Below are 12,276 nucleotides of genomic sequence, written 5' to 3' on the forward strand. Positions count from 1 at the left end.
ATGAAATCGCCTTCCCGTCTGTCTCTGGCATGCATGGCCATGCTGCCCGTGTTGGGTCTGGCCAGCCTTCCGCTGCCTGCCGTGGCCCAGAATGCTCCCATCCGTCCGCAGATGTCGGGCGGGCAGGGGATTCCCGACTTTGTGCAGATCGTAAAACAGGTCAAACCGGCAGTCGTGTCCATCACGGCCCATATCCGCGAGGGCGCTGATGATGAAGAAGGGGGACCATCCGGAGGGAATGGCGGGCCGCAGGGGTTTTCATTCCCGTTCCCGTCCTTTCCCTTCCCGTTCCAGATGATGCCAGGTATGCCGTCCAACCGCATGGTGGAGGCTCGGGGGTCGGGTTTCATCATTTCGGCTGATGGCTACATCGTGACCAACAATCATGTCATCAATGGTGCCACGAAGGTCAGCGTGAAGCTGGATGACGGGACGACCATGCCAGCAAAGGTCATCGGTCATGACGCCAAGACGGACATTGCCCTGCTGCGTGTGAAGGCCGACCATCTGCCTTATGTCGAGCTGGGCAATTCCGACGACGTGCAGCCGGGGCAGTGGGTCGTGGCCGTCGGCAATCCGTACGGTCTGGGCGGTACGGTGACGGCGGGCATCATTTCCGCTCTGGGGCGTGACCTCCATTCCGGTGCCTATAACGACTTCATACAGGTGGATGCGCCCATCAATCACGGCAACTCCGGTGGCCCGCTCATCACGCTGGATGGCAAGGTGATTGGTGTCAATTCCATGATCATGTCGCCCAATGGTGGCGGGTCCATCGGGATTGGTTTTGCCATTCCGTCCGCCACGGTGCGCTCGGTGGTGGATCAGCTGCGGGCTACTGGCCATGTGGTGCGTGGCTTCATCGGTGTGGAGACGCAGGACATCACCCCGACCATGGCCCGTGCCCTTGGGCTGGTCAGCAGCGACCATCCCGGTGCCCCGTCCCATGGGGCGCTGGTGGCCAATCTCATCAAGGGGGGACCGGCAGACAGGGCCGGGCTGAAGAGTGGCGATGTGGTCCTGTCGCTGGATGGTCACGATGTCCGCAGTGCGCACGACCTCGCCGTGAAGGTCGTATCCATGGCGCCGGGTTCCAAGGGGACATTTACCGTGCTGCGGGATGGCAAGACGGTGTCCCTGACCGTTACGGTCGGCAATCAGGCCCGCAGCGGGCAGGAAGGGGCCGGTACGGATGGCAGCACGGCAGAAGCGCCGTCTGGCAAGCTCGGGCTGGCTCTTGGCGTGCTCACGCCCAAGATCCGTCAGGAGCTGGGGCTGGATGACAGCGTGCAGGGCTGTGTTGTGGCCGATGTGGGGCAGGGCAGCCCTGCCGACCATGCGGGCATCCGTCCCGGGGACATCATCGTGGCGGTAGGCAACCAGATGACAGCCAATCCCCATGCCGTGGTCGCGCTGGTGCAGAAGGCGCTCAGGCAGCATCAGCCTCCGCTGCTGCGGATCCTGCGGGATGGCCAGCAGCTCTTTGTGGCCGTTTCTCCGGATGGTTCGGGGGATGGTGATGAAGATGGCGAGGACAGCCAGTAAGATACCGGCCCGGTTTCTGCTGTCTTTCTGAGACTGCCGTGCAAATCCTGCTCTTCCGTAACGGGAAGGGCAGGATTTTCCGTATGGTCTGCTCCAGTCCCGGCAGCGGGGACCATTTACCAGAATGGATGGCCATGTGGCCCTCTGGCTGGACTTCCCGTAAATCCAGCGACCCAGTGCCGTGATGGCCTGTCAGGGCGCTGCTGCTTCCGGGCTCCGGTTCATGGTCGTGCTGTCTGGCGGCCTGTCAGCTGATGAGACTTTCCAGCAGGGCATCCACATCTTCAGGGCGTGTGTAGAAGCTGGTGACAAACCGGACCAGCTGCCCCGGGACTCCTTGGGGAGTGGGGTAGGTGTAGAATGCGTAGCCCTCGGAGTGGAGCTGCTTTACCTGTGCTTCTGGCAGGACAGCAAAGATTTCGTTGCTCTCCGTGGCAAAGGGCAGGTTTACGGCAGGGTGTTTGTACAGCCCGTGGCGCAGACGCTGGCACATGGCATTGGCGTGGCGGCAGTTTTCCAGCCAGAGGCCGTCATGCAGCAGGGCCAGAAGCTGGGCTGAGAGAAACCGTTGTTTGGACCATAGATGCCCTCCCCGTTTGATGCGGCGGGTCATGGTATCCACCATTGGGCGGGTCCGGTCATTGAGGAAGAAGACAATGGCTTCAGCGGCCATGGCTCCTGCCTTGGTGCCGCCAAAGCTCAGGACATCGATGCCCGCCTTCCAGGTGGTGTCGGCGGGGCTGCATTCCAGATGGGCAATGGCATTGCCCAGTCGGGCACCGTCCATGTGAACGGTCAGCCCGTGGTCATGGGCACTTTCCGACAGGGCGGCAATGGTCTCGCAGGAATAGGTCGTACCCCATTCCGTGGCCTGTGTCAGGGAGAGGGCCGTAAAAGGGGGGGCCAGAACACCCTTGCTGCGGTTCAGCTGGAGAGTGGGGGGCAGACTGGCCGGGTCCATCCGTCCCTCTGGAGAGGGAAGGCCGACCAGCTTGGCCCCCTGCATGAAGAATTCCGGCGCACCACCTTCCTCGGTGTTGATGTGGGCGCTCTGGTCGCAGAGGACACTGCCATAGGGTGGCACCATGGCCGAGAGGGCCAGTGAATTGGCCGCCGTCCCTGTCGTGATGGGGAAAACGGCAACTTCTGCCTCGAAGACATCTCCGAAACGCTGGTTCAGGGCCAGGGAAAGATCGTCGTGACCGTAGGAAGGAACATTGCCGGTATTGGCTTCAGCGATGGCCTGCATGACAGCCGGGCAGGCAGGGGTCACATTATCGCTGGCAAAATTCTTGCGTAGATCGTCACGCACGGGGTGAGTTCCTTCGTCTTTGGCTGGAGAGGCTGTCCATTTCCGTTTTCCAGTCTCTAGCGGAAAGATCGGGTCTTGTCATGTCTTGTCCAATGGGCATAGAGAGGCGGGAATACGGGTTTGGCAGAGGGTTACTGAGCATGACGGCAGCATCCAGCGTACACGCAGATGGCGGGGCGGCACTGATTGATGGCAAGGCCATGGCCGCCAGCATGACGGCCGGGATCCGGGAGCAGGTTGAACATCTGGTCGAGCAGGGGCATGAGCTGCCCGGTCTGGCCGTTGTTCTGGTTGGCAATGACCCGGCCTCGGAGGTGTATGTCAAGAACAAGGCGATCCAGACACATCGGGCGGGGATGAAGTCTTTCATGCAGATGATGCCGGAAAGCACTTCGCAGGAGGAGCTTCTGGCCCTGATCGAGGAGCTGAATGCCAATCCCAAGGTGGACGGGATTCTCGTCCAGCTGCCGCTGCCACCGCAGATTGATGCTGCTGCCGTGACCAACGCCATCCATCCTGACAAGGACGTGGATGGTCTGGGTGAGGTCAATACGGGCCGTCTGGCGCTGGGAATGGAGAATGGCATCGTGCCCTGCACACCGCTGGGCTGTCTCAAGCTGTTGCAGTCCGTCCATGAGGACATGACCGGGATGCATGCGGTTGTCATCGGTGCCTCCAATCTGGTTGGCAAGCCGATGGCGCAGCTTCTTCTCCGGGCCAACTGTACGGTCACGGTGGCGCACATCCATACCCGCAATATCGAGGTATTGGCCCGGGAGGCGGATATTCTCGTCGTGGCTACCGGCAAGGCGGGGCTGGTGAAGGGAAGCTGGATCAAACCCGGTGCCACGGTCATTGATGTGGGCATCACCCGTGTGCAGACCCCGGAGGGCAAGAGCCGTCTCGTCGGGGATGTGGTGTTTGAGGAGGCAAGCCAGATTGCCGGGCATATCACGCCTGTTCCGGGTGGGGTCGGGCCGATGACCATTGCCTGCCTGCTGCACAATACCTTTCAGGCAGCGAGTCGTCGCAGGGCTTCTTCAGAGGGCTGAACAGGTTCTGCTGGCCTGGCTGCCGCATGGTCTTTTCGCCCTGCGCAAGGCAGCCATGGCTGGGCAGATGATGGCACTGTCGTGGCAATTGCCCAACAATTGCTTGATTGTTCCACATGGATGGGATATCGCCTGTTCATGCACAGAATGACCGACTGGTCATTTTTCTCCCACAGCATTGCTGGTCCCATCATGCCACGAGGTTTCTGGCCGGGCAGGACGGGGGACGGATGATTTTCATATTCCAGAGGTGACCATGGCACAGTCCGCTACACAGTCTGATACGCAGTCTGCCACACAGGGTGGACAGGAGCAGCAGGCGGGCAGGCCGTTCAGGGACCGTGGGGCACGGAAGCTCATTCTGGTCCTTATTCTGGTCATGGTCGTGCTGGGGATCGGGCTATATCTCTTTTTCAACCGGAACAAGGTCGAGACGGATGATGCCTATGTGACAGGCCGCAAGATTTCCATTGCGGCGCATGTCAGCGGGTATGTTTCCCGCCTGCTGGTGGACGACAACCAGTTTGTGCACAAGGGTGATCTCCTCGTGCAGATTGATGGCCGGGACTATCTGGCACAACTGCATCGGGCTGAGGCTGCCGTAGCACAGGCCGAGGCGGACATGGTGTCCTACAACCTTTCTTACGCCGTGGCGCAGAAGAATTATCCCGGCCAGTTGATGGCTGCCCAGGGTGCCCTGAAAGAAGCCAAGGCCCGCCTCTTCCGGGCGCAGACGGATTATGTCCGGCAGCATCGTGTGGAACGTGCTGCTACGACCCAGCAGAATATCGACTATGCCCGTGCTGCGCTGGATGAGGCGACAGCCTCCGTCCTTCAGGCACAGGGGCAGCTGACACAGGCTGAGCCGGTGGATGCGAACATTGGCAATGCCTATGCCCATTACACACAGGCACAGGCCACGCTGAAATCAGCCCAGGCCGAGCTGGAGCTGGCCCGCCAGAATGTGGACTGGATGGACATCCGGGCCCCACGGGATGGCTGGGTGTCGCAGCGTACGGTGGAGCAGGGCAATTTTGTGCAGACAGGGCAGGAGATGTTCTCCATCGTGGCCAGGGATGTCTGGATCGTCGCCAATTACAAGGAGACCCAGCTTGCCCACATGCGGCCGGGCCAGAAGGCCGAGATTGAGGTGGATGCTTACCCCCAGCTGCATCTGAAGGGCCATGTGGACACCATACAGAAGGGGTCCGGTGAATCTTTCAGCGTTTTTCCGCCTGAGAATGCAACGGGGAACTTCGTGAAGACCGTGCAGCGCATTCCCGTGAAAATCCTGATCGACAGCGGGCTTGATGATGAACGGCCTCTTTCCCTGGGCATGTCGGTCGAGCCAACCGTCCATGTGGATGAGTGAGGCCGGCGATGGCTGATACATCGACAGAGGAGCATCACAACTGGAAGCCCAGGCACAACCCCTGGCTTGTGGCGGTTGTCGTGACGCTGGCAGCCTTCATGGAAGTGCTGGATACCACAATTGTCAACGTGGCTCTGCCGCATATCGCAGGTTCGCTGGGCAGCTCTTACGATGATGCCACATGGGCGCTGACCTCCTACCTCGTGGCCAATGGGATCGTGCTGACGATCTCGAGCTGGCTGGCGAAGCGGTTTGGAAGGAAACGGTATTTCCTCATCTGCGTGGCGATGTTCACCATGTCCTCCTTCCTCTGCGGTCTCTCCACCTCTCTTCCCATGCTGGTAATTTTCCGCCTGATGCAGGGTTTTTTTGGCGGTGGATTGCAGCCGGTGCAGCAGGCCATCATTCTGGACATTTTCCCGCCAGAAAAACGTGGCGCAGCCTTCGGTCTGACGGCCCTGGCCATCGTGGTGGGGCCGGTTCTGGGGCCGCTGGTAGGAGGATGGCTCACGGACACCTATTCATGGCGATGGATTTTTTACGTCAACGTGCCCTTCGGCATCATGACGGTCATGGCCGTGATTGCACTGGTGGAAGATCCGCCATGGGTGAAGGCCGTGAAGGAGAGGGTGGATGTTGTCGGCATCAGTCTGATCTCGCTGGGTCTTGGCTGCCTGGAGATCATGGCGGACCGTGGTGAGGATGACGACTGGTTCGGCTCGTCTTTCATCACGACCATGGCCATTATCGGGGGGCTGTGCACTCTTGGGGCCATCATCTGGCTGCTCAAGGCCAAGAATCCTCTTCTGCGGCTCAGCGTGCTGAAGGATCGCAATTTTGCCCTCGGAACATTCATGATCGGGGCTGTGGGTGTGCTGCTCTATGCGTCCGCCGTGATTGTGCCGCAGTTCGCCCAGCAGGTGCAGGGTTACACGGCCACCATTGCAGGGCAGCTCATGGCACCGGGTGGCATGGCTGTGATGGTGCTGATTCCCTTTGTGGGAATGCTGATGAAGCATGTGCAGGTCCGGTATCTCATCGGGCTGGGTTTCTTCTTCATGGCCCTGTCCTGCTTCTTCGCAGCCACGCTCTATTCCGATGTGGACTTCTGGTATCTGGTACTTTGCCGCATGAGACAGACAGCCCCACTGGCTTTTCTGTTCGTGCCCATTTCCACCATTGCCTATGCGACCTTGCCGAGGGAGCTGAACGGCGATGCTTCGGCCCTGTTCAGTATGGTAAGGAACTATTTCGGGTCACAGGCTATTTCGCTCTCTACAGCGGCGTTGACGGAAATGCGTCAGGTTCAGCAGACGGATGTGTCCTCACACGCCATTGCCTCACGGCCAGAGTTCCGAAACTATCTTTTCCATGTCCAGCAGCTGGCGGAAGCGCATGGTCTGGCCCCGCTGCGTGCGCATGCTTTTGCCGTTGCCCATATGTATCAGGAGTTTCTGCGGCAGGTGGCCATGCTGGCCTATAATCAGCTCTTCAATGTCCTAGGGATCATGGCTCTCTGTATCGTGCCGTTCTGCTTCCTCATGTCCCCGATGAAGGGCGGTGGCCAGGGGGGAGGTGGCCATTGAAAGCGGAGCAGCCCCGCCGGATGATTGTTTCAGGGAGCGTACATCCTGAGAAAACTCTCCGCCACCATGGTAGCCACGCCGTCTATGCTGTTCTGGCTGGTGTCCACGGGCAGGGAGAGGCGGCACCGGTGGATGATACGGGTCTGGCACATCGTGAGAAACTGCTCGGCAGCAAGGTCGATGTCAGAAATGACCAGTTGGCCGCCTGCATGTTTTTCTGCAAACCAGTCGGCAAGGCCGGTCAGTGTCCGGGAGACACCGTAATGCCAGAGCGTGTCTGCCAGATTGGGGAACTCGTTGGCCTCTGCCACGACGATGCGGTAGAGGCCTATGGCCTCCGGGTCGATCATCAGGGTGATGATGGTGGCTGCTGCCTGCCTGAGGGCCGTGCGCAGGTCAGGCTGAGGCGCCCGGGATACGGATTTCAGCGTGTTGAGGCGTGTGCGGCTGCGTTCTTCGAAAAAAGCCGTGAACAGATCAGCCTTGTTCTCGAAATGGTTGTAGAGCGACCCTTTGGAGACACCTGCCAGATGAGCGATCTGCGACATGGAGGTTCGCTCATAGCCCTGTTGGAGGAAAAGCTGTCCAGCACTCTGGAGTATCTGCTCGCATTTGCGGGAAGCCGCTTTGCTGTTGCGGGGTGGACAGGGGGCCGGGTGTTCGGTCTGGGTCATCGTTTTGTGGAAGGGTTGCTCCTGCGTATGGAGGGGCATGATAGGCTGCTGGGGCGGCATGGTCCATATGGGCGATCTGTTTCTGGCCCGTTTTATGTTGATAATTCTACAGGAGCTTCACAGTGAAAGACGCTCATTTGTTCCGTTCCGTCCGTAAGGGAGTGGGAAACCTGTCTTCACGCGGTTTCAGCTGGCAGCTTCTGTCTGGGGTGGCTCTGCTGGGGCTGGGGGGGTGCCTTATGGTCGGCCCTAAATATCATCAGCCGAAGGATTGGGCCCCGCCGCATTATGACCTGCATAATGGTAGCAACCAGCCGTCCGGCAAGGGGGCATCTGCCAAAGGAAATGGCCCTCATGGGGCCAATGCAGCGCCGGAGGACAGGACCAGTAAACAGGCCTCTCCCGCTTCTGTCGTGACAGAGCTGCCCATGGCGGATGCCTGGTGGAAGAGTTTTCACGACCCTGAGCTGACATCTCTGGAAGACCGTGTGGCCACGCAGAACCTGTCTTTCCTTCTGGCTACACAGAATCTGGCGCAGAGCCGGGCCCAGATGATCATTGCCGGGGCGGAGCGGTTCCCCAGTCTTTCAGCGTACGGAACCTATGTGCGCTCGCAGCACAGCTCCAAGCAGCTTCAGGAAATCTTCAAGCGTGTAGGCAAGGGGTTCCCAGACCTGCCAGCGCAGGAGGCCAATTTTCTTCAGGGCTCCCAAGAGGCCCAGGTCCCGCTGCTGAACCAGTGGCAGGACAAGATTGATGCAACCTATGAGATCGATCTCTGGGGGCGTGTGGCCTACCAGTATCAGGCGGCAAAATATCTGATGAAGATGAGCGAGGAGGAACGGCGCAGCATTCTCATTGCCCGTCAGGCCGACATGGCCCGTGATTATCTCCAGCTGCGGGGTGATCAGAAACGTCAGCGCATTCTGGCAGATAGCCATGCCACCGTGCAGAATCTGCTTTCGTTGGCGCAGAGCCGCTATAAGAGCGGGCTGGTTACGGAGCTGGATGTGGACAGCATGAAGGCCCGTCTTCATGGAATTGAGGCCCAGCAGGCCAATCTGGATGAGACGGTGGCGCGGGAGCAGAATGCCATAGCCCTGTTATTGGGCATGCCACCGCAAAGCCTGAATGAGGAGCTTGGACAGACGGCGGGTGTGCCGACTGTTCCCCCCTTCGTTCCGGCTGGTCTGCCATCGGAACTGGCCCATCGTCGCCCGGATATCCGGGAGGCGGAAGAGCATCTGCGGGAAACGGTAGCAGAAGTTGGTGAGGCCACAGCGGATTTCTATCCCAAGGTGACCGTGACGGCAGATTTCGGGTTCCAGACCCTGTCTTTCCGGGACCTTGGGTTCTGGAATGCCCGTGCCTGGAATGTCGGGCCCAGCATCTCTCTCCCCATTTTCCAGGGCGGGCGGCTTTATGGTCAGCTTCGTCTGAAAAAGGCAGCACAGCGTGCTGCAGCCGTGGAATATCGGCAGACGGTTCTTCAGGCCTGGAATGAGGTGGATAATGCCTTGCAGGCCTATCATGATGAGCAGATTCATCATGAAGGATTGGCAAAGACCGTGGATGACGAGAAGCGGGCTCTGTCTCTGGCAACCAGCCAGTATCGGGCTGGTCTGGCGACTTACCTGTCCGTTCTGGAAGCACAGGAGAAACTGCAGGAAGCCCAGCTTGATCTGGCTGCCAGTGACAGTGCGTTCGCAACGGATCTTGCCCGTCTCTACAATGCGTTGGGTGGGGGCTGGTCTGATACCCTGCCTGATAAGGAGCAGGTCAGCCAGGCAGCGCAGCCAACGACACACTGAAAAAGGGCGGGGAAACAGCCATGCAGGCGGGGAGGTTGTGCTGGCCTGCCAGCAGTGGCTGTGCATGGTTTTTTCCTCATGATCCTGCGACTCCACGGTCTTGCTGATGAGACTCGCTGTCAAGGGGAGCCATCTCTTGCCCACAGAGTTTTCCACAGGTGCGAGGGCGCAGAAAATGGCCACCTTCATTGTATTGTGTGAGTGATTATCCACACCTCTTTTCGGGGGTGTGGACTACGTGGATACCTTGTTGTGGGGCAGGATCAGGGGGAATGAATACAAGAAAACCGGCATGTATTCATGCCGGTTTTCTTTTGGGGCAATCCCGTCTCCAGCAGAAACAGGAGAAAGCCTTATTTGGTTTTCTGGGCTGCAGCAGTGGCTTCGGTCACGACATTTTCGGAGACGAAGACCAGCGTGTTCAGGGCATCGTTCAGGGCCACGTTGGCAGCCTGGGGATTGTGACCCTGTGCAAAGATCAGGGCACGGTTCACAAAACCCTGGAGCTGGTTCAGCGGAGCCAGAGCAATGATGAAGTCGATGTCCTGCCCGACGAGTTGAAGGGTCTGGGCGGCCTGATCGGTCTGTCCGGCCTTCAGCTGGGCATTAGCCGTTGCCACGGCACTCTTTTTGCTGGGTTCCAGCATGTCTGTTGCGATGACCTCACCCCCGACCGGGACCCAGTCCGTCGGACCGTTCTGGGGTGTGTGGCTGCTGGAGACAGGATGCTGGGGAGCGGGGTGCAGGTCGGCTTCGGCGGCTGTGAACTGTTCACGGGCCTTGGCGGCTGCCTGGAGGTGGGTCACGGCGGCGTTGAGAGCCGGCAGGGCCTGCTCGCTCTGCCCGGCTGCGAGAAACTGCTGGGCCTGCACGATGTTCGCCATGGCCTTCTGGCCGTGTTCGGAGAGATGATGGAAGGCGCGATGCTCTTTTTTGCGCACGCTTTTCACATGCTTGCTGGAGACGGCGGCAGGGGCATTGTTGCTGGCCGGTGCGGCATCATCGGCGAAAGCGGATGTGGTCAGGGCGCCCAGGCCGAAAAGGGAAAGGGCCAGGCCCTTGTGCAGTGTATTGAAGCGCATGGAAATATCCTTGTTCATAGGATGGAGGATGCCCTCCCATGCAGATGGTTGCAGCCCCTCTGCGCAGGATGCAGGTCATCCCGATCACAGTGATAACAGCTTAAAAACAGCTCATGTGCAACTGTTATGATCGGGCTGAAAATTCTCAGAAAATCTCGATATGGCTTTTGAAGCCAAGCAGAGCCGCATCCCGGAGATTGCCCTGGCCATTGGGGCGGAAGAAATATTCCAGCAGTGGCTGAAAAATGACACCCCGATAGACATGGATGGCGTAGTTGACTTCAAACACGGCGGCATGACGCTGTATGCCAGTTGCATGGTCCGGGAGGCGGCTGAACTGCTGTGTGTCCAGCATCATCGTCTCGGTGGCCTGCACACCGGGGGCAATTTTTTCGTAGGTGAAGGAAAGACCAAACGTGTCAAAGGGGCGGGAGCGGAAAATTCCACGGTCTATGAGAGCCCCATAGGCTTCCCATTCCCGCAGGGCGATCCGTTTATCATTATAGAGGAACCCCCCCAGCAGCGTGATGCCCCGTTTGCTGCTGTGGTAATGGTTCAGGATATGCTGGTCGGCCATGAACCAGGCGCCGTAACCGTCATGCCGTGTGCGGGGTCTGCCATGGGTCAGGGCGTAGGGACGTCCCTGCTCATCAAGATAATTGTCGGGGCTGGGGGCGGTCATCATCACGCCGCCGATCTTGTAATGCCCGGGATGGTTTTTGCCGAAGAGGGGCTCCCATCCCATTTCAAAGGGGAGGCGGAACCCGTTGATGTTGCCGCCATTGAACTTGAAGCCGGTACGGTGCTGCTCGTTCTTGTAGATGCCGTTTTCTCCGGCATAGAGGCCGCTCTGTATATAAAGGAAGCGGGAGGGACGGACCCGGATGCGCCCAGCCCAGACAGCTGCAGGATAACCGCTGACAAAGCTGCTGTCCGTGGCGGCCTTGGGCCGTCCGCAGATGCTGCCATTCTGGAAGTTGCAGAAGAGGGGGCTGTTCTGGAAGTCCGACATTTCCGCCATGCGGCCGGCAGCGATGGCAAGGCGGCCATTGAACAGGTCTTCTTCACCATAGGCCATGACGAGATGGACAACCACATTGCCGCCACCGCCGTAATCTTCCGATGCATGGTTCAGCCAGTCACCAAACATGCGGTTGGCTGTTGTTCCATAGCGGCCGACAACAATGCTGTGTGTGGAAAAACCCCGCAGCCCGATGAGCTGTTCCCAGTTTATGTTGAGTGAGGCGGCATATTGCCCGGCATTGCTGGCGCCCTGTTTGTAGGGTGCGAAATGCTGGGAGTTGGGATAGTTTTTCTTGGGCGGCGTGATGGCCCCGGCAAATTCATTCGTGTTGTCGAGGAGGAGGGCAATGCCCCGTTTGCGCAGCCAGTCCGTCATGCCAAAGCCATGGGGAAAGAGGGCCTCCGGCCTGCCAAAGGGAGGAACCGAGGTCGTATAGCCGCCATGGGCAGGCAGGGGGGTATCAACCCGGAGCAGGGGTTCGTTACCGACGATTTCATCAAGTACCTGTGCCTGCGCACCGGGGGTGGCGAAGCAGAAGAGGGCGACTGGCAGCAGCCAGGACCAGTGCCTGGCCAGCTTTTTGAGAAAAACTGATGAATAACGGCGTAGTTCTTTTAGAGAAATGGGTACGTTCTGCCGTATGGGGCAAGAGAATATGGCAGGCATAATAGTCCCCATTTCTATAAAAAGAACCCTGACGGTACGAAATTGCCCCCAAGAAAGAGCGCATTGTTGCGGAATCTGTTAAAGAAGTTTGGGTAAAACTTCAAAGTCTATCTTCCGCCTCTGGATATTTTTCAGTCCGACCTGCTGTCTGG

The 12,276-nt window shown here is 59.0% G+C and carries 9 protein-coding genes; 5 read left to right on the top strand and 4 right to left on the bottom strand.

The features are described 5' to 3' along the window. Entirely contained in the window at nt 1–1,545 is a 1,545-nt protein-coding gene (locus CPA54_RS00105) for a Do family serine endopeptidase (RefSeq protein ID WP_043562042.1), read from the top strand. A gap of 247 nt (nt 1,546–1,792) precedes the next feature. On the opposite strand, the gene CPA54_RS00110 is transcribed toward CPA54_RS00105, so the two are convergent. After that, complete coding sequence (locus CPA54_RS00110; RefSeq protein ID WP_249085330.1) at nt 1,793–2,857, bottom strand: beta-eliminating lyase-related protein; 1,065 nt, start codon at nt 2,855–2,857, stop codon at nt 1,793–1,795. A gap of 140 nt (nt 2,858–2,997) precedes the next feature. Here CPA54_RS00110 and folD point away from each other — a divergent pair, with 140 nt between their 5' ends. The 3 genes from folD (at nt 2,998) to CPA54_RS00125 (ending at nt 6,867) form a co-directional block, all read left to right on the top strand. After that, nucleotides 2,998–3,909 carry a bifunctional methylenetetrahydrofolate dehydrogenase/methenyltetrahydrofolate cyclohydrolase FolD gene (gene folD, locus CPA54_RS00115; protein WP_248630301.1) on the top strand — a complete coding sequence of 304 codons (912 nt, stop codon included), beginning with the start codon at nt 2,998–3,000 and terminating at the stop codon, nt 3,907–3,909. Between the two features lie 256 nt (nt 3,910–4,165). Then, nucleotides 4,166–5,281 carry an HlyD family secretion protein gene (locus tag CPA54_RS00120; protein ID WP_249085331.1) on the top strand — a complete coding sequence of 372 codons (1,116 nt, stop codon included), beginning with the start codon at nt 4,166–4,168 and terminating at the stop codon, nt 5,279–5,281. Between the two features lie 8 nt (nt 5,282–5,289). After that, nucleotides 5,290–6,867: a DHA2 family efflux MFS transporter permease subunit gene (locus tag CPA54_RS00125; RefSeq protein WP_043562050.1), complete on the top strand. Its 1,578-nt coding sequence runs from the start codon at nt 5,290–5,292 to the stop codon at nt 6,865–6,867. A gap of 29 nt (nt 6,868–6,896) precedes the next feature. Here CPA54_RS00125 and CPA54_RS00130 read toward each other — a convergent pair whose 3' ends face one another. Further along, nucleotides 6,897–7,580: a TetR/AcrR family transcriptional regulator gene (locus tag CPA54_RS00130; RefSeq protein WP_227449770.1), complete on the bottom strand. Its 684-nt coding sequence runs from the start codon at nt 7,578–7,580 to the stop codon at nt 6,897–6,899. A gap of 98 nt (nt 7,581–7,678) precedes the next feature. On the opposite strand from CPA54_RS00130, the gene CPA54_RS00135 reads away from it, so the two are divergent. Then, nucleotides 7,679–9,352, top strand: a complete 1,674-nt coding sequence (locus tag CPA54_RS00135; RefSeq protein ID WP_227656462.1) for an efflux transporter outer membrane subunit — start codon at nt 7,679–7,681, stop codon at nt 9,350–9,352. Between the two features lie 353 nt (nt 9,353–9,705). On the opposite strand, the gene CPA54_RS00140 is transcribed toward CPA54_RS00135, so the two are convergent. Both CPA54_RS00140 and CPA54_RS00145 read right to left on the bottom strand, forming a co-directional pair. Beyond that, nucleotides 9,706–10,434 carry a YfdX family protein gene (locus CPA54_RS00140; RefSeq protein WP_081563391.1) on the bottom strand — a complete coding sequence of 243 codons (729 nt, stop codon included), beginning with the start codon at nt 10,432–10,434 and terminating at the stop codon, nt 9,706–9,708. Between the two features lie 145 nt (nt 10,435–10,579). Continuing rightward, the gene (locus CPA54_RS00145; protein ID WP_249085332.1) at nt 10,580–12,124 is read right to left on the bottom strand and encodes a carbohydrate porin; all 1,545 of its coding nucleotides are present in this window, start codon (nt 12,122–12,124) and stop codon (nt 10,580–10,582) included. Between the last annotated feature and the right edge of the window lie 152 nt (nt 12,125–12,276).

Source organism: Parasaccharibacter sp. TMW2.1890, from assembly GCF_023337645.1.
Lineage (GTDB): Bacteria > Pseudomonadota > Alphaproteobacteria > Acetobacterales > Acetobacteraceae > Bombella > Bombella apis.